Source organism: Sphingobium sp. Z007, assembly GCF_900013425.1.
Classification (GTDB): domain Bacteria; phylum Pseudomonadota; class Alphaproteobacteria; order Sphingomonadales; family Sphingomonadaceae; genus Sphingobium.
In genome coordinates this window covers 3,163,375-3,182,721 of record NZ_FBXK01000005.1, presented here as the reverse complement: position 1 = coordinate 3,182,721, position 19,347 = coordinate 3,163,375, and the positions used below count along the sequence as shown (strand labels likewise).

At 63.8% G+C, this 19,347-nt stretch carries 21 protein-coding genes; 9 read left to right on the top strand and 12 right to left on the bottom strand.

Going from position 1 to position 19,347, the window contains the following annotated elements; translation table 11 throughout:
• Positions 1 to 3: 3 nt before the first annotated feature.
• The 5 genes from CEQ44_RS23375 to CEQ44_RS23360 all read right to left on the bottom strand — a co-directional run bounded on the left by CEQ44_RS23375 (position 4) and on the right by CEQ44_RS23360 (position 3,691).
• Positions 4 to 459: a hypothetical protein gene (locus tag CEQ44_RS23375; RefSeq protein WP_088183070.1), complete on the bottom strand. Its 456-nt coding sequence runs from the start codon at positions 457 to 459 to the stop codon at positions 4 to 6.
• A 39-nt stretch (positions 460 to 498) separates the two neighbouring features.
• Positions 499 to 645, bottom strand: coding sequence for a hypothetical protein (locus CEQ44_RS24620; RefSeq protein WP_218821579.1), 147 nt, complete (start codon positions 643 to 645; stop codon positions 499 to 501).
• Positions 646 to 658: 13 nt separating this feature from the next.
• On the bottom strand, positions 659 to 2,143 hold the full coding sequence (gene sufB, locus CEQ44_RS23370) for a Fe-S cluster assembly protein SufB (protein ID WP_088183069.1): 1,485 nt from the start codon (positions 2,141 to 2,143) through the stop codon (positions 659 to 661).
• The gene (locus CEQ44_RS23365) at positions 2,140 to 2,550 is read right to left on the bottom strand and encodes an Rrf2 family transcriptional regulator (protein WP_066606680.1); all 411 of its coding nucleotides are present in this window, start codon (positions 2,548 to 2,550) and stop codon (positions 2,140 to 2,142) included. Before CEQ44_RS23365 ends, sufB begins: the two co-directional genes overlap by 4 nt.
• A gap of 223 nt (positions 2,551 to 2,773) precedes the next feature.
• Entirely contained in the window at positions 2,774 to 3,691 is a 918-nt protein-coding gene (locus CEQ44_RS23360; RefSeq protein ID WP_254913674.1) for a helix-turn-helix domain-containing protein, read from the bottom strand.
• 376 nt (positions 3,692 to 4,067) lie between these two features.
• Here CEQ44_RS23360 and CEQ44_RS23355 point away from each other — a divergent pair, with 376 nt between their 5' ends.
• The 4 genes from CEQ44_RS23355 (at position 4,068) to ggt (ending at position 7,488) form a co-directional block, all read left to right on the top strand.
• Positions 4,068 to 5,126, top strand: a complete 1,059-nt coding sequence (locus CEQ44_RS23355) for a quinone-dependent dihydroorotate dehydrogenase (protein ID WP_088183068.1) — start codon at positions 4,068 to 4,070, stop codon at positions 5,124 to 5,126.
• A 47-nt stretch (positions 5,127 to 5,173) separates the two neighbouring features.
• Positions 5,174 to 5,461 (top strand): UvrB/UvrC motif-containing protein, encoded by a 288-nt coding sequence (locus CEQ44_RS23350; RefSeq protein ID WP_088183067.1) that lies wholly within the window; start codon positions 5,174 to 5,176, stop codon positions 5,459 to 5,461.
• Positions 5,458 to 5,715, top strand: a complete 258-nt coding sequence (locus CEQ44_RS23345) for a DUF3253 domain-containing protein (RefSeq protein WP_088183066.1) — start codon at positions 5,458 to 5,460, stop codon at positions 5,713 to 5,715. The genes CEQ44_RS23350 and CEQ44_RS23345 overlap by 4 nt, the downstream gene beginning before the upstream one ends.
• Before the next feature lie 81 nt (positions 5,716 to 5,796).
• Positions 5,797 to 7,488, top strand: coding sequence for a gamma-glutamyltransferase (gene ggt, locus CEQ44_RS23340; RefSeq protein WP_088183065.1), 1,692 nt, complete (start codon positions 5,797 to 5,799; stop codon positions 7,486 to 7,488).
• 51 nt (positions 7,489 to 7,539) lie between these two features.
• Here ggt and CEQ44_RS23335 read toward each other — a convergent pair whose 3' ends face one another.
• From CEQ44_RS23335 to CEQ44_RS23325, 3 genes are all read right to left on the bottom strand, one after another.
• Positions 7,540 to 8,031 carry a hypothetical protein gene (locus CEQ44_RS23335; RefSeq protein WP_088183064.1) on the bottom strand — a complete coding sequence of 164 codons (492 nt, stop codon included), beginning with the start codon at positions 8,029 to 8,031 and terminating at the stop codon, positions 7,540 to 7,542.
• A 59-nt stretch (positions 8,032 to 8,090) separates the two neighbouring features.
• Positions 8,091 to 8,516 (bottom strand): SufE family protein, encoded by a 426-nt coding sequence (locus CEQ44_RS23330; protein ID WP_088183063.1) that lies wholly within the window; start codon positions 8,514 to 8,516, stop codon positions 8,091 to 8,093.
• A 219-nt stretch (positions 8,517 to 8,735) separates the two neighbouring features.
• On the bottom strand, positions 8,736 to 9,257 hold the full coding sequence (locus CEQ44_RS23325) for a hypothetical protein (RefSeq protein WP_088183062.1): 522 nt from the start codon (positions 9,255 to 9,257) through the stop codon (positions 8,736 to 8,738).
• A 125-nt stretch (positions 9,258 to 9,382) separates the two neighbouring features.
• Here CEQ44_RS23325 and CEQ44_RS23320 point away from each other — a divergent pair, with 125 nt between their 5' ends.
• On the top strand, positions 9,383 to 10,273 hold the full coding sequence (locus CEQ44_RS23320) for an aldose 1-epimerase family protein (RefSeq protein ID WP_254913673.1): 891 nt from the start codon (positions 9,383 to 9,385) through the stop codon (positions 10,271 to 10,273).
• Positions 10,274 to 10,423: 150 nt separating this feature from the next.
• A complete protein-coding gene (locus tag CEQ44_RS23315; protein WP_088183060.1) occupies positions 10,424 to 12,001 on the top strand; it encodes a peptide chain release factor 3 in 1,578 nt (525 codons plus the stop codon).
• A 271-nt stretch (positions 12,002 to 12,272) separates the two neighbouring features.
• Here the strand turns inward: CEQ44_RS23315 and CEQ44_RS23310 are convergent, their stop codons facing one another.
• Together CEQ44_RS23310 and CEQ44_RS23305 are read right to left on the bottom strand one after the other, a co-directional pair.
• Positions 12,273 to 13,532, bottom strand: coding sequence for an MFS transporter (locus tag CEQ44_RS23310; RefSeq protein ID WP_088183086.1), 1,260 nt, complete (start codon positions 13,530 to 13,532; stop codon positions 12,273 to 12,275).
• Positions 13,533 to 13,626: 94 nt separating this feature from the next.
• Positions 13,627 to 15,966 (bottom strand): TonB-dependent receptor, encoded by a 2,340-nt coding sequence (locus tag CEQ44_RS23305; protein WP_088183059.1) that lies wholly within the window; start codon positions 15,964 to 15,966, stop codon positions 13,627 to 13,629.
• A gap of 160 nt (positions 15,967 to 16,126) precedes the next feature.
• On the opposite strand from CEQ44_RS23305, the gene CEQ44_RS23300 reads away from it, so the two are divergent.
• Positions 16,127 to 16,741 carry a TetR/AcrR family transcriptional regulator gene (locus CEQ44_RS23300; protein WP_088183058.1) on the top strand — a complete coding sequence of 205 codons (615 nt, stop codon included), beginning with the start codon at positions 16,127 to 16,129 and terminating at the stop codon, positions 16,739 to 16,741.
• 121 nt (positions 16,742 to 16,862) lie between these two features.
• Positions 16,863 to 17,288 carry a PilZ domain-containing protein gene (locus CEQ44_RS23295; RefSeq protein WP_088183057.1) on the top strand — a complete coding sequence of 142 codons (426 nt, stop codon included), beginning with the start codon at positions 16,863 to 16,865 and terminating at the stop codon, positions 17,286 to 17,288.
• A 71-nt stretch (positions 17,289 to 17,359) separates the two neighbouring features.
• On the opposite strand, the gene CEQ44_RS23290 is transcribed toward CEQ44_RS23295, so the two are convergent.
• A complete protein-coding gene (locus CEQ44_RS23290) occupies positions 17,360 to 17,950 on the bottom strand; it encodes an FKBP-type peptidyl-prolyl cis-trans isomerase (protein WP_088183056.1) in 591 nt (196 codons plus the stop codon).
• Between the two features lie 88 nt (positions 17,951 to 18,038).
• Positions 18,039 to 18,245, bottom strand: coding sequence for a 30S ribosomal protein S21 (rpsU, locus tag CEQ44_RS23285; RefSeq protein ID WP_006957190.1), 207 nt, complete (start codon positions 18,243 to 18,245; stop codon positions 18,039 to 18,041).
• Positions 18,246 to 18,470: 225 nt separating this feature from the next.
• Between rpsU and CEQ44_RS23280 the strand changes: the two genes are divergently transcribed.
• Positions 18,471 to 19,229, top strand: a complete 759-nt coding sequence (locus tag CEQ44_RS23280) for a class II aldolase/adducin family protein (RefSeq protein WP_088183055.1) — start codon at positions 18,471 to 18,473, stop codon at positions 19,227 to 19,229.
• Positions 19,230 to 19,347: the final 118 nt, after the last annotated feature.

Below are 19,347 nucleotides of genomic sequence, written 5' to 3'. Positions count from 1 at the left end.
CTCTTATCCCTCATGCGCGCGCTGGAGCGTCCGCGCGGTCCAGAACGCCATGTCGCGCACATCGCCCGGCGCGGGGAACAGCGTGTCGATATAGCGCTTCACCGGCATATAGGGCCACCAGTCGGCCTCGCCCTCCGGCGGACCTTTCTCCAGCAGCGCGACGACAAACTCGCTGACCGGCCCCATACGCGCCAGATTGGGCGCCTTGGCCTTATGGAACGCCTTGTCCTTGCGCAGCTTCTCGGTCATCGCGGCATCGGCCTTTTGCAGCGCCTCGCGGCTCTGCGCCTCATAAGCGTCCAGATCGCCGAACTCGGCCCGCGCGCGCGGCTCCAACTCGCCCTCTTCCAGCTCATAATCCTCGGTCAGGATACGGATCGCGGCAGTCCATGACTGGCCATTGCCGACATCCTCCGCGAAATCCGCGAGGGCATCCTGAATATCGTCTTCGTCGCTCAAAATTCTTATCCTTTCAAACCGCAGAAAAGCACGTCCGCGTTAGCGTGCATGTATCATTCCGTCGGCGTCTTGGTGCAGCCCAACCCTGCCCAATATCTCGTTTATCTTCTCAAAATCATCATCCGCCTGGGCTGCCTCGTAGGCTGCCAGCAACCCAGCAGCGAAGAGCCGCTCGTTGACCGTCATCCTGGCGAACGCATCAACCAACCGACCCCTCCAGCGAAATCCCCAGCAACTTCTGCGCCTCGACCGCAAACTCCATCGGCAACTGTTGCAGCACCTCCCGCGCAAACCCGTTCACGATCAAACTCACCGCGCTCTCCGCATTCAGCCCGCGCTGCATCGCATAGAAGAGTTGGTCGTCGCTGATCTTGCTCGTCGTCGCCTCATGCTCGATCTGCGCGCTGGGGTTCTTCACCTCGATATAGGGCACGGTATGCGCGCCGCACTGGTCGCCCAGCAACAGGCTGTCGCACTGGGTGAAATTGCGCACCCCTTCCGCCCCCGGCGCCACACGCACCAGCCCGCGATAAGTATTGTTCGATCGCCCGGCCGAAATCCCCTTCGACACGATGGTCGACCGCGTGCCTTTACCGTTATGGATCATCTTGGTCCCGGTATCGGCCTGCTGCCTGTTATTCGTCAGCGCGACAGAATAGAACTCACCCACGCTATTCTCGCCGTTCAGCACACAGGACGGATATTTCCACGTAATCGCCGACCCGGTTTCCACCTGCGTCCACGACACCTTGCTGTTCTTGCCCTGGCATAGCGCGCGCTTGGTGACGAAATTATAGATGCCGCCCTTCCCGTCCGCGTCGCCGGGATACCAGTTCTGGACGGTGGAATATTTGATCTCGGCGTCGTCCAGCGCGACCAGCTCCACGACGGCGGCGTGCAACTGATTCTCGTCGCGCATCGGCGCGGTGCAGCCTTCGAGGTAGGAGACATAAGACCCCTCGTCCGCGACGATCAGCGTCCGCTCGAACTGGCCGGTATTTTCCGCGTTGATGCGGAAATAGGTGGACAATTCCATCGGGCAACGCACCCCCTTGGGGATATAAACGAACGTCCCGTCGGAAAAGACCGCGCAGTTCAAAGTGGCGAAATAATTGTCGTGCATCGGCACGATCTTGCCCATCCACTTCTTCACCAGGTCGGGATATTCGCGCACCGCTTCGCTGATCGAGCGGAAGATGACGCCCGCTTCCTCCAGCTCCTTGCGGAAGGTGGTGGCGACCGACACGCTGTCGAACACCGCGTCCACCGCGATCCGACGGCTCCCCTTCACCCCGGCCAGCATTTCCTGCTCAGCGATGGGGATGCCCAATTTCTTATAGGTGGCGAGGATTTCGGGGTCGACCTCGTCGAGCGAATCCAGCTCCACCTTCTTCTTGGGCTCGGCGTAATAATAGGCGTCCTGATAGTCGATCGGCGGCACGTTCAGCTTGGCCCAGTCGGGCGGCGTCATCGTCTTCCACATCGCGAACGCCTTCAGCCGCCAGTCGAGCAGCCATTGCGGCTCTTTCTTCTTGGCCGAAATGAAGCGGACCGTATCCTCGTTCAGCCCCTTGGGCGCGAAATCCTGCTCGATATCGCTTGCCCAGCCATGTTCGTAGGTGGACGCGCGATCCGCCGCATCCTGCGCTTCCTGGTTGCGAACGGTGGTGATTTGTTCGGTCATGCCATTTCTCTGCTAAGGCTGGCGATCGTCACGCCGGCCAGGGCCGATCGGATCGCTTCATTGGCCACGTTCATGTGCGGGCGGATGCGGCAGTCGGTTTCCAGGTTGCAATCATGCGCGCCCAGTTCGTTGCAGGCGGTCATGGCGATCGGTCCCTCGACCGCCTCCACCACATCGGCCAGCGTGATCGTCGCGGGCGGACGCGACAGCCGCACGCCGCCGCCGGTGCCCCGGCTCGATTCGAGCAATCCCGCCGCCGACAGCCGGCTCACCAGCTTCTGCGCGGTGGGCAGCGGGATACCGGTTTCGGCCGAAAGCGTGGTCGCGTTCATCTTCGCCGCGCCGCAATGGCGCGCCGCAGCGGACATCAACACGACCGCATAGTCAGCGAAGCTCGATAATTTCATATCAATTGCGAACCATTCTCAAATCGGACTGATTCCATCCGATTGAGCGCATGTGGTCCTGCGGCCGCGGTTAATCAAGGCATTTTTGCGTCGAAAAGGCGCAGAACGACGCGCTTCGCATAATCCGTTCGGGCCAAGCCTGTCTTAGCCTCCCGCTTGTCTTCCGGGCGTGTAGCCCTTCGACAGGCGCAGGGGGAACGGATAGGACGCTGTTCTGAACGCCTTAACTCAATCGGTTGAGCACCGCCACGTCGCCGCCCAGCGATCGCCGCAGCAACGTCAATTGCGCCACCGCCGAAGGCTCGGTCTGCAACTGGTGCGGGGTCAGGCCGATGAAATGCTTGATCTCCCGGATGAAGTGCGACTGGTCGTAAAAGCCGCCTTCCTCGCATAATTGCTGCCAGCTTTCCCCATCCAGCGCGATTCGCGCCGAACAGCGCAGCGCCCGATATTTGCGCGCCAATAATTTGGGCGGGGCGCCATAATATTTGTTCGCCAGCCTGGCGAGCTGGCGGGGCGACAGGCCAGTGGTTTCGGCCAGTATCTCGATCCGCGGCGACCCTTCGTCCATCAGCCATGCGTCGATCGCCGCCAGCAATTCCCAGGTCGCCGGGCGCAACGGCCGAGTCAGCCGCCCCAATTCGCTCCAGCACAGCGCCGCCATCGCGTCGGCGTCGTCGCCCAGCGCGCGCAACCCGTCCAGCAACCGGGCATAGGCGTCGCCCCGTTCGGCCGCCAAGTCGCACAGCCCGTCCGCCAGTTCACTGGCGTCGCCGCCATGCAACGCCAGCCAGCCGGCGGGCAGCAGCGAAATGCCCACCACCCGCGCCGGCCGGTCCAGCTCGAACCGGGTCGCCCCCATCGTCGGCCCCAGCAGGCAGACGTCGGGGGTCGCAACGACGGCACCGTCCTGAAAATGATAATGGCCGCTGCCATCCAGCATCAGCCGCAATTGCGGCACGTCGGCGCGGGTGACGTCGGCGTAACGATCGGCCGACACGGTGAAATAATAAAGCGATCCGAAATAGGCGCGCAGAGGCGCGGGCGGCGCGAAATAGCGCAGCCGCACAGGCCCCTGTGCGGCATCGACCGTGTAGGACAAAGGCCCGCGGCCATCCGGCAACGCGACTAAGCGCGCCATATTATCGCTATGTTGCGACCCCATGTTTTCACCCCTGCCGGGCACTATGCGCCAACGCAGGCGCAGCGCAAGCGGCGCCATGAAAATATGGTAAAGTTTTTCGACACCTAGCGTTGAAATGCGTAAAAAATGACCCGGCGGTTTGCACCGCCGGGTCAGTAAAAGGTCTCATTGGCCATAGGCCAGAGAGCCTTCGGGTCGCAAAGGGGCTTTACGCCCGAATCACAGCAACTTTATTGGACGAAACGGACATTTTTGGCGCGCAAACGGTTCCATTCATGACGTTTCTTGTCATGAAATAACCTTGTTGCCGATCTGTTGCCGCATGGCCACAGCGACTCGACGCGCCGATGGTCCGCTGGCATAGGCTGGAGCCATGTCTTACCGCCTGATCCGCCCGCTGCTGTTCGCCCTGGATGCCGAACGCGCCCACCATCTTTCGATCGCCGCCTTGCGGCTGATGCCGACCGCCGCGCCGCTTGGCGTCGATCCGATGCTGGAGACGGTGGTGGCGGGAATCCGCTTCCCCAACCCGGTGGGCCTGGCCGCGGGCTATGACAAGGACGGCCGGATTGCGCACAAGATGCATGGCCTGGGCTTTGGCTTCGCCGAACTGGGCACGCTGACCCCGCTCGCGCAGCCGGGCAATCCCCAGCCGCGCCTGTTCCGACTGGTCGAGGACCGCGCCGTCATCAATCGCTTCGGCTTCAACAATGGCGGCCAGGGCGCCGCGGCGGACCGCATCGCCCGCTATCGCCGGCCCGTGAGCAGCGGCGGCCCGGTGATCGGCATCAATATCGGCGCGAACAAGGACGCGACGGCCGCCGGGCGCGGCATCGCCGACTATGTGACCGGTGTCACCTGCATGGCCCCGCTGGCCGACTATCTCACCGTCAACATCTCCTCCCCCAACACGCCGGGCCTGCGCGCGCTGCAGGGCCGCGCCGCATTGGACGACCTGTTGTCGGCGGTGATGGCGGCGCGCGGGGCGGGAACCACCCCCATTTTCCTCAAGGTCGCGCCTGATCTGGAACCGGCCGATGTCGAGGATATCACCGCCGCCTGCATCGACCATCGCGTCGATGCGCTGATCGTGTCCAACACCACCTTGTCGCGCCCGGCGTTGCGTTCCCCCCATGCGAGCGAAACGGGCGGCCTGTCGGGCGCACCGCTGACCGACCTGTCGCTGGCGCGGCTCAAGGACTTCCACCGTCTCGCAGGCGCGCGCCTGCCGTTGATCGGCGTAGGCGGCATCACCAACGCGGAACAAGCCTACGCCCGCATCCGCGCCGGCGCGTCGCTGGTCCAACTCTACAGCGCACTTGTCTATGAAGGGCCGTATCTGGCCAAGCGGATCAATGCGGGCCTCAAAAGGCTCATGACCCGCGACGGGGTCAAGACAATGGCCGACCTGGTCGGCGTAGACGCGAAATAGAATCAGGCGGCATGAACCCCGCCGTCGGTCATGGGCGTTGGTGGGGCATGAGCGACACGATCGAGACCCTGCGGCATAAAATGGAAGCGGCCGCGCGCGCGCTGGATTTCGAAGAAGCGAAACGGTGCCGGGACAAGATCAGTCTGATGCGGGGCGGCGCCTCGGCGGAAGACGCGGCACAGGCTGAAGTGGACGGACTTCATCGCCAGAAACCCGGAGCCATGGGCCTTGGCACCAGCCGACAGCGCGTTGCGCCGCCCCCCGGCTGGACGCCGCCTGCCAAGCCTGATCCGATGACGGCCGGACGCAGCATGCGGGGCAAGCCGCGAAAATGACGAAGACGGCGCGCGAAATGACGCTGACGCTGCTTGGCGCTCGCCATGAAGGCGCGACGATATGTCCCAGCGAGGTTGCACGGGCGATCGCAGCCGATGGCGATTGGCGAGGGGCGATGCCGACGGTCCATGCCGCGATCGACGGGTTGGTGGCCGACGGAATTGTCCGGCTGAGCTGGAAAGGGAAGCCTCTCGACTGCCGCGCAGGCCCCTATCGCATCGCGATCGGCGACAAAGATCTGGGCGACCCCTGACGTCTGGCCAACGCCATCCTAAAAATTCGTCGCCCCAGACAAAGGGTTGCCGCGCGCAACGCAATGGCTAGGGTGGATGTCATGCTTCCCCGCCTTTCGCGCCTGCTGGCCTCGCTCGCCCTCATCCCCACCCCCGCCGTCGCCCGCGCGCCGGTGTCGACGAACGCCACCGTGTCCGCCGCCGATCCGCGCGCGGCGCAGGCGGGGCAGGCAATATTGCGCCAGGGCGGCAGCGCCACCGACGCGGCGATCGCGATGATGCTGACGCTCAACGTCGTGGAACCGCACAATAGCGGCATCGGCGGCGGCGGTTTCCTGATGCATCATGACGGCGCGACCGGGCAGCTCGAATCCATCGACGGCCGCGAAACCGCCCCCGCCGCGGCACGGCCGGACCGCTTCATGGGCGCAGACGGCAAGCCCCTGCCCTTCATGCAAGCCTGGCCGGGCGGCTATTCGGCCGGCGTGCCGGGCAATCTGCGCCTGGCGTGGGACGCGCATAAAAAATGGGGCAAGCTGCCCTGGGCGGACCTCTTCGCGCCAGCGATCCGCTATGCGCAGGACGGCTTCGTGCTGGGTGAACGCACCGCCACCGCCCTGCGCGCGACCCAAGGCATCTGGGCCGACTTTCCAGAAATCCAGAAGCTCTTCTGGGTGAACGGCGCCCCGCCCCCGGTCGGCACGACGCTCAAGAATCCGCCGCTCGCCGCCCTGTTCAAACGGATCGCGGCGGAGGGACCGGACGCTTTCTATACCGGCGAAAACGCCCGCCTCATCAGCGATGCTGTCACCAACGCGCCCAAAAACCCGGTGCCGATGACGGAAGCTGACCTCGCGGCCTACAAGGCGCAACCGCGCAAGCCGGTGTGCGGCCACTACCGCATCTACACCGTCTGCGGCATGGGACCGGCCTCGGCTGGCGGCGTCACCGTGCTGGAAATTCTCGGCATGGTCGAGCGCTTCCCGCTTCGCCAATGGGGCAAGGACGATCCGCGCTCATGGCACGTCATCGGCGAAGCGATGCAACTCGCCTATGCCGATCGCGAAACATGGCTGGGCGACCCGGACTTCGTATCCGTGCCGGTCAGCGGCATGATCGACCCCGCCTATCTCAAACAGCGCTCGTCGCTTATCCGCCTGAACAAGGCGCTCACCGCCTACACGCCCGGCACCCCGCCCGGCGCGCAACCGCGCACCGCCGCGTTGCCCCAGCCCGAAAGCGGCACCAGCCATTTCGTCGCGGTCGATCGCAACGGCGACATCGCCGCCTGGACATCCACCATCGAAAGTTTCTTCGGCAGCCAGTTGATCGCCAACGGCGTGATCCTGAACAATGAACTGACCGATTTCAGCTTTACCCCCGAAAAGGACGGCAAGCCCGTCGCCAACCGGGTGGAGCCAGGCAAGCGCCCGCTCTCCTCCATGTCGCCCACCATCGTCTATGACGCCAGCGGCACGCCCATCTTCACCGTCGGCGCGGCGGGCGGCAAGACCATCATCATGCAGGTCGCCAAGGCGCTGATCGCCCATTTCGACTGGGGCCTGTCGGCGCAGGAGTCGATCGCCCACGGCCTCCTCTTCTTCAATGGCGAAGGGCTGGTGCTGGAACAGGGCACGTCGCTCGAAGCCATGAAGGCCCCGTTGGAGAAACTCGGCCACCGTGTCAGCATCAACCGCATGGGGCTCAAAGCCAACGCGGCGGAACGTCTGTCCGACGGCCATTGGCAGGGCGCCGCCGACCCGCGCAGCCCTGGGGTTTCGTTACAGGAGTGAAGGTGCAAACTCCGTTCGGTTCGAGCTTGTCGAACCGAACGGAGGCAGCATTTACCCCTTCAAATCCAGTCCCGCCACGTTGAAGTCGAACGGCGCGGTCGCATCCTTCGGTCCCACCACCAGGTCGATCTTCACGCTCTTGGCGTCTTTTATCGCCTCATAGGCACCCTGCGACGGCGCGATGGTGATGCCGTCCTTGGCCTGCGTCATCCGCCCCTTCCATTCATGCCGCTTGCCATCGTCAGTTGTCGCGGTGACATGGCAGTCGGACAGGTCGCAGGTAAAGGGCGCGCCCACCAGCTTGACCGTCACGTCCGCCGTCCCCTGGTCCAGCGGCTGGACGAGCAGCACCGAAAATGTGTCGGGCGCAGTCATCGTCTGCACACTGTTGACACTGCCGATATAAGCGACCTTGGCCTTCCCGGCCTCTCCGCCTTCATATTTCCACACCTGGCCGATCTGCTCGCGCTGGCTCGGTTCCTTGGCCTTGTCCGAACAGGCCGCGAGCGTCGCGACCGCCGCAATCATTAGAATGGCGCGCATCGCCTCATTCCTTCCCATATAGTTACGGAAGGATAATGTCTGAATCGGCCTGCGGTTTCCTATGCGGCGTAACGGGCCGCGGTATCGCGGATCAGCGCGATCATGTTGGGGATGCCCTGGGTCCGGTTGGAACTGAGCTGGTTCTTGAGGTCGAACGGCACCAGCGCACCCTCGATATCGGTCGCGCTGATTGCATCGGGCGCGCGGTCCTGCACGGTCAGCAGCACCAGCGCGATGATCCCCTTGGTGATCGCGGCATTGCTGTCCGCCAGGAAATGCAGCCGCCCGTCATCCAATACCGTGGGATAGACCCACACCGCCGCCGAACAGCCGCGCACCAACGTCGCATCGGTCTTGAGCGCATCGGGCATGTCCTCCAGTCCGCGCCCCAGGTCGATCAGCAGCCGATAGCGATCGTCCGCATCGAGAAATGCATATTCTTCCTGAAGATCGGCAAGATTGGGCTGGTCGGTCATGCCCGCCATATAGGGGCAAATGCCAAAAGCGGAACCCGTTTAGCACCCATTCAGAACTATCGTCGGGATAGAGCTGGTCGACATTTCGTTCAGGTGGAGCCGAAAAGCGTGATGTTCGAGCACCCTGAAACGAGGCACGTGACTCGTTTCAGCGCAGCATACTCAAAGTACGTGAGTACCGGAGCGCAGTACAGCGCGCTTTGCAGGCCCGCCTGGGCGGAATGTCGATCAGCTCGCGATCTTGCACCCCTTGGCCGCCGCCTGCCCGCGCAGATAGCCGCGCCGCGCAACCCCTGCCGTCACCGCCGCCTCCAAGCGCCGCTCGGCCGGAGCCGCGCCGCTGATCTCGCGCACCAGCCCGCGGAAGGGGATGAGCGAATTGACGATCGTCTTGCCGACCGCCTCGGCGATCTTCCCCGTGCGATTCTCGTTCGCCTTCGCGCCGACGGTGAAATCCTCGCCCAGCACGGCGTTCAACTCGTCCAGCGAAGCCTTCAGCCCCTTGCACGTCCGCGATGGCGGCGCGGCATAGGGATTCTCCACCGCCTTCAGCAAGACGGGGGGAATCTCCTGCTTGTCGATGCCGATGTCGCGCGCGGGCTGGGTCGCGATATTCCCGGCCTTGTCCAGCGTGCCGTCGCGGCGCTTGTCCGGTTCCTGCTTGGCCTGATCCGGCTTGGGCGCCTCCTGGGCCAGCGCAGCACCCGGCAGCATCAACATCACGGCAATGGCGGTCGTCGTAAATTTCATGATAGTCCTCCCGGCCGACCAAACCAGCGACGGGCCATGTCGGTTCCAAGGCGAAACGATTGTCGCGCAAGACAATGTCGCACCCCCGCGCTATGCGACGGGCTCCATCCCGCAGGAGATATGTCTTGTCCCGATCCGATGCGCGCCTCACTATCGCCTCGTCCACCATCTCCGCCGCCATCGATCCGCTGGGCGCGGAACTCTGGTCCTTGCAGGACGCCGCCGGCCGCGAGTTGATGACCGACGCCGATCCGCGCTGGTGGACCGGCCATGCGCCCTTGCTCTTCCCCTTCGTCGGCCGATCGCGCGGCGACATCTATCGGCTGGACGGCCGCGACTATCCGATGCCCCAGCACGGCTTCGCCCGCCGCAGCATCTTCCTGCCCGTCGAACAGGACGAGGATCGGCTGGTGCTGCGGCTGGAGGCGGACCACGAAACGCGCGCCGTCTATCCCTTCGACTTCCGTCTCGACATGGCTTTCGCGTGCGACGGGGCGACCCTGCACATGACCGCGACCGTCACCAACCGCGGCGAAACGGCCATGCCCTTCAGCTTCGGCTATCACCCTGCCTTCGCCTGGCCCCTGCCCTATGGCGGCGCGGTCGAGGATCATCGCATCATCTTTGAAGCGCCCGAACCCGCCCCGATCCGCAAGGTCGGCGCCGAACCCGGCCTGATCGCCCGCGAACCCTTCGCGTCGCCAGTGGACGGCGACACGCTCGTCCCGACCCATGAAATGTTCGAAGGCGACGCTCTGATCTGGGACGATCTCGCCAGCCGCTCGCTGACCTGGGGCGCGCCGGGCCAGCCGCATCTCAAGATCGATTTCCCCGACACCCCCTGGCTCGGCCTCTGGCAGAAACCCGGCGCCCATTATCTCTGCGTCGAACCCTGGGCCGGCATGGCCGACCTTGTGGGCTTTACCGGCGATGTCTGGGACAAGCAGGGCATCCTATGCCTGCTGCCGGGCGACAGCCGATCCTTCCGCATGGACGTCAGCCTGATTGGCGACTAAGTAGCCCGCTTTCCGCTCGTCCTGAGTAGCCGCTGAGCCTGTCGAAGCGGCGTATCGAAGGATGGGTTTCGCGCGCGTGCTTCGATATGGGCCTTCGCCATGCTCAGTCCCTACTCAGCACGAACGGCCGTTGTTATTGCTGGAACTGACATGACCATCCCATCCCGCCGCACCTTCGCGATCATTTCCCACCCGGACGCGGGCAAGACCACGCTGACCGAAAAGCTGCTGCTCGAAGGCGGCGCCATCCACCTTGCGGGCGAAGTCAAGGCGCGTGGCCAGAACCGCCGCGCCCGCTCCGACTGGATGAAGATCGAGCAGCAGCGCGGCATTTCCGTCACCTCCTCGGTCATGACGTTCGAGCGGACTCGCGACGGCGAAACCATCACCTTCAACCTGCTCGACACGCCGGGCCATGAAGATTTCAGCGAAGACACCTATCGCACCCTGACCGCCGTGGACTCCGCCGTCATGGTGATCGATGCGGCCAAAGGCATCGAGCCGCAGACGCGCAAGCTGTTCGAAGTCTGCCGCCTGCGCAACGTCCCCATCATCACCTTCGTCAACAAGGTCGATCGCGAAGGCCGCGAAACCTTCGGCCTGCTCGATGAAGTCGCCGACCAGTTGCAACTCGATGTCTGCCCGATGAGCTGGCCTGCGGGCATGGGCGGCGAGTTCGAAGGGATCTACGACTTCGCCACCAACCGCCTGATGCAGCCTGTCGGCCCGTCCAAGGAGTTTGACGGCACCCGCCACCAGTTCACCGGCCTCGACGATCCGAAGCTGGCCGATTTCCTCAGCCCCCACGCGTTGGAGAAACTGCGCGAAGAAGCCGAACTGTCGCAGGGCGGCTATGCAAGCTTCGACCTCGACCGCTATCGCGCAGGCGACCTGACCCCGGTCTATTTCGGCTCCGCGCTCAAATTGTTCGGCGTCACCGAACTGATCGACGCGCTGGCCGCCCACGCCCCGCCGCCCCGCGCCCAGCCTGCCGAACCGGCCGCGATCGAGCCGGACAATAGCGAAGTGACCGGCTTCATCTTCAAGGTGCAGGCCAATATGGACCCCATGCACCGTGACCGCATCGCCTTCATGCGGCTCGTCTCCGGCAAGTTCAAACGCGGCATGAAGCTGACGCCATCCGGCTCCGGCAAGCCGCTCGCCGTCCACTCGCCGATCCTCTTCTTCGCGCAGGACCGCGAACTGGCCGACGAAGCCTTCCCCGGCGACATCATCGGCATCCCCAATCATGGCGCGCTGCGCGTGGGCGATACGCTGTCCGAAAAGCCCGGCCTGCGCTTCACCGGCCTGCCCAATTTCGCGCCGGAAATCCTGCGCCGCGTCCAGCTGAAAGACCCGACCAAGACCAAGCAGCTGCGCAAGGCGCTGGACGACCTGTCCGAAGAGGGCGTGATCCAGGTTTTCTACCCCGAAATCGGCAGCAACTGGATCGTCGGCGTGGTCGGCCAGCTCCAGCTTGAAGTGCTGATCTCCCGCCTGGAGGCCGAATATAAGGTCGCCGCGGGCCTCGAACAGTCGCCCTTCGACACCGCCCGCTGGATTAGCGGCGATGAAGCCGCGCTCAAGGAACTGGTCACCCATAATGTCAGCAACATGGCCAAGGACCGCGACGGCGCCCTCGTCTTCATGGCCCGCAGCGCCTGGGACATCGGCTACCAGCAGGAACGCCACCCCAAGGTGAAATTCAGCGCCACGAAAGAGCGTTAGAAAGCCAACGTGCTCCCGCGAAGGCGGGAGCCCAGTTCCATCGGCAGAGCTGGGTTCCCGCCTTCGCGGGAACACGCCGCCTATTGATGCACAAAATTCATGAATGGCGCTATTGCTTCCGCCCATTCACGAAAACGATCCTATCGCTACAACTGTCGCACTCCCTGTCTCAAACGATGGCCCGGCCACCCCGCACCCACGCCTTTCCGTTCGCCCTGAGCCTGTCGAAGGGCATGGCTGAGCGAAGCCGAAGCCCCACCGGAATATGGCGTTACGCCGCCACCCAATCCTTGCGCAGCGCCCGGCCCGCCAGCGCCATGAACAGCCCCGCGAGCAGATAAAAGCCCAGCGCCGCAACGATCGCATAGCGCAGCGCCTCGACCCCATAGGTCGGCGTCAGCGCATCGGACAGCGCCCCGACGCTCCAGCTACCCAACCCCAATCCGACCAGATTGTTGATGAGCAGGAAGCTCGCCGCCGCGCTCGCTCGCATATGCGGCGGCACCAGATGCTGGACGGCGGTCAGAACCGGTCCCAGCCAGACATAGACCAACGCCTGCGGGATCAGGAACAGGACGAAGGCGGCGGTGACGCTGCCTGACAACACGCCCACGACGAACAAGGGCATCCCCACGACATAGCTGACCGCCGGCACCCAGGCATAATAGGCCTTGTCCCTGCCCCCCATGGCGTCGCCCAGCCAGCCGCCCAGCAGCACCCCCGCTACCCCGCCGATCAGCAGCAGCCCGCCCAGAAACTGCCCCGCCCCCATCAGGTCCAGGCCGAAACTGCGCATCAGCAGGCTGGGCAGCCAGAAGGCCACGCCATAGCCGCACATCGAACTGCACGCCGCACCCAGAGCCAGCATCCAGAAGCTGCGCTTGGCCGCGAGGATGCCGAACACCGCCGACACCGGCACCGCATCCTTGGCTTGGCTGGGCCGCGCCGGCTCGCGCACCACCAGCCCGAAAAACGGCGCGATCAGGATGCCCATGATGCCCACCGCGATGAAGGCCGTGCGCCACTCCACCGCCTGCGCGATATAGCCGCCCAGCAGCACGCCACCCGCCGACCCCAGCGGAATACCCAGCGAATAGATCGACAGCGCCCGCGCTCGCTGATGCTGCGGGAAAGTGTCGGAGATCACGGCATAGGATGGCGCGACGCCGCCCGCCTCGCCTACGCCCACGCCGATGCGGAACAGGAACATCTGGGTGAAGCTGGTCGCGATCCCGCACAGCGCCGTAAAGCCGCTCCAGATGGCAAGGCTGACGGTAATAACCCAGGTCCGGCTGGTCCGGTCCGCCAGCAGCGCCAACGGGATCGCCAGCGTCGAATAGAGCAAAGCAAAGGCGATCCCGCCCAGCGCGCCAAGCTGCGTATCGCTCAGCCCCAACTCCGCCTTGATCGGCCCAGCGAGGATGCCGAGGATCTGCCGGTCGAGAAAGTTGAACGTATAGACCAGCAGCAGCATCGCCAGCACGACGCCGCGATAGGCGGGGGATGCGGAAGGGGTAGATCGGTCGGTCATGATGCTTTCACCCATCTCCGTTCAGTTCGAGCTTGTCGAGAACCGTTGCGCAAGGGTTCTCGACAAGCTCGAACCGAACGGAGATGGGATGGGATCAGAACTTCACCGTTCCGGTCAAGAACACCTGCCGCGGATTGCCATAAAAGGCCGTCAGAGTCCCCTCCCGGCCCAGCGTCGGCGTCGGGAAACCCGCCGCATTGTTGATGATCGCCCCCGTCACCGCGTTGGCGCCCACGAAGGTATAGCCCGACGTCTTATACTCCTTGTCCAGCAGGTTCTTGCCATGCAGCCCCAGCGTCCAGCGATCGTCGGGCGCGGTATAGACGATGCTGGCGTCCCACAGCGCAAAGCCCTTCTGGTCGATATAGGGGTTGGGGATTTCGAACTGATAGGTCTTGCTGCGCCACGACACCGTGCTGCCCAGATAGAGGCTGCCCGCCCCCACCGGCGCGGTATAGCCCAACGTGCCGCTCGCGGTCCATTTGGGCGTATTCTGCACCTCCCGATTGGCCGCCACATCGGTCGGGACGCCCCCGATATTGGTGATGTATTCGCGATATTCCGCGTCGATATAGCCGATAGCGGTGGACAGGTTCAGGCGGTCGCCGCCCATCAGCATGTCGCGGCCCAGCCGCGCATTGCTTTCGAACTCCAGCCCCTTGAACCGCGCCTTGCCCGCATTGGACACCACCCCGCAGAAGGACGGGATGCCGCCGACCGAGCAGGCGACCGATCCGGGGATCTGCACGTCCTTATAGTCGGCATAGAAGCCCGCGACCGCCACATACAGCGCGCCGTCCATGAAATTGCCCTTGTAGCCGACCTCATAGCTATCGACGCTTTCGGGGCGGAAGCTCAGGAACGCAGCGATCTCGCTGTCCTGGCGGATACCGTCGCTATTGAGGTCGGGCGCGTTGACGCCTACCCCGCGCGGGTCGAAACCGCCGCCCTTAAAGCCCTGCGCATAGCTGGCATAGATATTATGGTCGGGTGTCGGCTTGAAGCTGACGGAAAAGCGGGGCGTGAATTTCTTATATTCGCGCTCCCCGTTGAAGTTGGTGCCCGGCGCGCCGAACGCCACGCCCGCGCCGCCGAACAGCGGCGATCCGCCACCCAGATAATTTTGCCGCAAGATGTCGGCCCGTCGCTTGTCCCAGGTATAGCGACCGCCCGCCGAGATGCTCAGTTGCTGCGAAATGTCGAAAGTGAAATCGCCGAACACCGCATAGGTTTCGGTATCGACATCGGCCTGTGTATAGGCAGTCAGGCCGGGAACGGTGGTGAACAGCCGCACATCGAACGCGGTGTCGGCCTTCGCATCCAGATAGTAGAAGCCGACCATGCCGTGCAGCGGACCCTGGTCGTAAAGCAGCTGGAATTCCTGGCTCAACTGCTCGTTGAAGTAAAAGGCAGGGACATCGACATCGACCGCGGGCAGCGCGTCGAAATCGATCGGCGATGCGCTGTCATCCTTGCGCCAGGCGCTGATCGACCGCAGCGTCACCGCGTCGGACAGTTCCGCCGTGATGTTCATCGAAAGCCCGTAGGATTTCACATATTGCTTGGGGTCGCTGAGGCCACCACGCGTGTCGAACACATCGTCTAGCACCGGCGCGCCCGACAACTGGCCGGGGATCAGGCGGTGGCCACCGCGCGCGCTGCTATTATCCTTGGTATAGTCGCCGGTAATGCGCATCAGCACCGGCTGGCCATAGCCGCCCATTTCGAACGTGGCGCGCCCGGCCCAGACATCCTTGTTATAATTCTCGTCCCCGGTGGTCAGGTTGTCGCCAAAGCCGCCGCGCGACAGCCGGGCAAAGGCGCCACCGACGCGGATCAGGTCGCCGATCGGCGCGGACGCGCTGATGATGCCATCGGCCTGGTCATAGCTGCCATAGGTGCCCTTCAGCTTCAGCGCGAATTCCTGCGGCAGCATCTTGGTCACATATTTGACCGCGCCGCCGATCGTGTTGCGCCCATAAAGCGTCCCCTGCGGCCCGCGCAGCACCTCAATCCGCTCGACATCGTAAATGTCCAGGATCGCGCCCTGCGGCCGGTTGAGATAGACATCGTCCAGATAGATGCCCACGCCCTGTTCAAAGCCCGACACCGGGTCCTGCTGCCCCACGCCGCGGATGAAGGCCGTCAGCGTCGAATTGGTGCCGCGCGATGCCTCCAGCGTGGTGTTGGGGGTGACGTTGGCCAGATCGGTGATGTCGATCGCGCCGCCCCGTTCCAGCGCTTCGCCGGAAAAGGCGCTGACCGCGATCGGCACGCTGACCAGCGTTTCTTCACGCCTGCGGGCGGTCACAATGATCGCGCCCTCCTCCTCAACCGCTGGCGCGCTGTCCTGCGCGATGGCGGGGAGTACCATGCAGCCGCTCCAGGCGGCGGAAGCAAGAGCAATGGCGCGAATGCTGTGATGAGCCTTCATCGGGTCGGTCCTCTCCTGAAAATGCGGCGCCCGGTTCGCCGGGTCGCTTGCGTCGTCTGATTCGATAATGAAAGTTGAACCATCTTTCAACTTCAAATAAGACGTCGGTGACGAGAGCCCCATCATGCGGCAAAAAGAACACAGAATGTCAGGAGCGGAGATGACCGAGGAAGCTGCGGCGAAGGACGACAAGGCCCCCCGCACCGCACGGGGCGAACGCACCCGTCGCGCGCTGTTGTCCGCCGCAGCGGCGGAGTTCGGCGAAAAGGGATTCCACGACGGATCGGTCAGTGGCATCACCCGACGGGCGGGCTGCGCGCTAGGCAGTTTCTACACCTATTTCGATACCAAGGACGATATTTTCCGCGCGCTGGTGGCCGACATGTCGAATCAGGTGCGCGACTATGTGTCGCCGCGCATCGCCACCGCGCGCGACGGCATCGACGCCGAACGGATCGGCCTGCTCAGCTTTCTGGAGTTCGCCCGCGAACATAAGGAAATCTACCGCATCATTGACGAGGCTGAGTTCGTCGATCAGGCCGCCTATCGCGCCCATTATGAAAATACCGCGACCCGCATGGCCGCACGGTTGCGCGCCGCGGCGGACAAGGGAGATGTGCGCGCCGACGTCGAGGAAGTCCATGCCTGGGCGATCATGGGGATGAACGTATTTTTGGGCCTGCGCTTCGGCGTGTGGGACAATAGTCGCCCGGCGGAAGATATTGCCGCCATCGCCAACGCACTGGTGGAAAATGGGATCGGCCGGCGAAGCTGACCGGTCGCTATGCCAGCGGTCCTATTCCTTGCCCGGCCCGGCGCGCTGGCTGGCCGTTGACTGCAACCACCAACCGTTTCGAGATTCCTTCTCCTTGGTGCACCATCATGCGAGAAGGATCATGGACCATCCCCCGCGCGCAAAGCGCGCCAGTGTATTCATGGACGCGCATGTCCATCTGGGCGAACCCTTGTCGGCCAGACAACTGGTTCGCATCCGGGATCTTTCCGAAGGAGGTGCAAGGGTGCAGGGACGATCACCGGGTGTTGGCGCGCACATCACCATTATGCGGGGCGAGACCGAAATCCCTGCAAGGGTCGTCTGGACCACGGGCCAACATTTCGGCGTGGCGTTTGACGAGCAGGTGGATGTGGATGCGGTGCTGAAAGCGGCGAGTCCCAAGGCTCCTGACCGGCCCGTCTACGCCCAAGCCCTGACTACAGGCCTGGCACCCGTGACGTCCCAGGCCCGGCGCGCTATGCCGCGGACGCTGCCACCCACCACCCGATCGACCTTCGGGTTAAGAATGGCCAGCACCGGCCGCTAAAACAGGGTCGTGTTCGATTGGCTAACCCGGCGCAGCCTGCAAAACGGATCAATCCACGCCTTTGACCGTGCTTAATTGCCCGGCTGCGGTGCCGCGCCCGGAGGGATTGCGCCCTGAGGCATGCCGCCGCGTTGCTGCTGCATCTGTTGCTGCAACTGCATCAGTTCGGCCTTCGATTTGAAGTCGTGCAGTTCGACATCGAACACCAGCACCGAACCAGCCGGAATCGGACCGGCCACCTGATCCCCATAGCCTAGCTGCGGTGGAATCCAGAGGCGATACTTACCGCCCTTCTTCATCTTCTGCAGGCCTTCGGAGAAGCCAGGCACGACGCCGTCGATCGGCATCGGCGCCTGCGGATTTTCGTCGAACACCGTACCGTCGAGCAATGTGCCCTTGTAGCCGACGAGCGCCACATCGGCCAGGGTCGGGCTGGCGCCGGTGCCTTCCGACAGAATCTTATATTGCAGGCCCGACTCGGTGGTCACCACGCCGTCTGCATGCGTGTTCTGCGTCAGGAACGCCGACGGCGACGCTTCCACGCCCTGCTGCCCAGCCCAGGCGAGACCGCCCGCCGCCAGCGCAATCGCAGCGACACCGATCCAGAGGCGCGTCAGCGATCCCTTGGCGATAGGACGAAGGGGAACAGCCGTCGTGGACATGGCGCATGCTCTCGCAAATTAAGTGCAGTGAGTCGGGCAGGATGCGGGGCGGCGATGGCGCACAGGCCGGGGACCGCCCCGATAGCGCTTACTTCGCGCCGTCGCGCTCGGCGCGCTTACGGTCCATCTTGCGCGCGCGACGGACAGCCGCCGCCTTTTCGCGGGCGCGCTTTTCCGAGGGCTTCTCGTAGTGACGACGCAGCTTCATTTCGCGATACACGCCTTCACGCTGCAGCTTCTTCTTGAGCGCGCGAAGAGCCTGGTCGACATTATTGTCGCGAACGATGATCTGCATAAGTCCGTTTATCTCCAATCGAAAACGAGCGGTTCGCCGGGATTTTTACATCCTTCCCGACGGGCCGACCGAATAGCAAAGCCAGTGAGTCGTCGCAGGTCGCCCTACGCCATGTGGGCGGCGCCCTATCAGCAGGCCCGCGCAAATTCAACCCTAAAGCCTTCATACTCGACAAGCCGAGCATGCGGGCGGATAGTGGCGGCATAAAGATAGTGGAGGATCGCCATGGCTACAGCCGCCAAACACCCCGATATGTCCGCCGCCGAATGGGAGGCGCGCCAGCAGCTCGCCGCCTGCTATCGCATCTTCGACCATATGGGCTGGTCGGAGCTGATCTACAACCATATTACGCTGCGCGTGCCGGAGGAAAACGGCGCTTTTCTCATCAATCCCTTCGGCCTGGGCTATGATGAGGTGACCGCGTCCAACCTGGTCAAGATCGACATAGACGGCCAGGTGCTGGACGGCAGCCCCTATCCCGTCAACCGCGCTGGCTTCACCCAGCATAGCGTGTTTCATCGGCATCTGCCCGACGCCCATTGCATCATTCATACCCATACGACCGCGGGCATGGCGGTGAGCGCCTGCGCCGAGGGGTTGCGCCCGATCAGCTTCTACGCCGCCGCCTTCATCGGGCGAATCGCCTATCATGACTTTGAGGGCGTGACGATTCGCGCCGACGAAGGGGAACGGCTGATCGCCAATCTGGGCGGCCGGCGCGTCATGCTGCTGCGCAATCATGGGACGCTGGTGATGGCGGGCAGCCTGCCCGAAGCTTTCCTGACCCACTGGCTGCTGCAACGCGCCTGCGAGATCCAGGTCGCGGCGGGCGCGGCGGGCACGCCGATCGACATTCCGGCCGAGGTGATCGCAGTGCATCAACGCGACCTGAGCGCCGTGCAATTGCCGGTCGGGCCGGGCGTGCCCGATTTTCAGAGCATGGTGCGACGGATTGACCGGATCGATCCGAGTTGGCGGGAGTAGGCCAACGCTCTCCAAATAACGCCCGTTCGCCCTGAGCCTGTCGAAGCCTGTCCTGAGCGACTGCTGCAAGCAGTCAGTCGAAGGGGGCTGTTTTGCCTTTCCTTCTCACGTTGGAAGA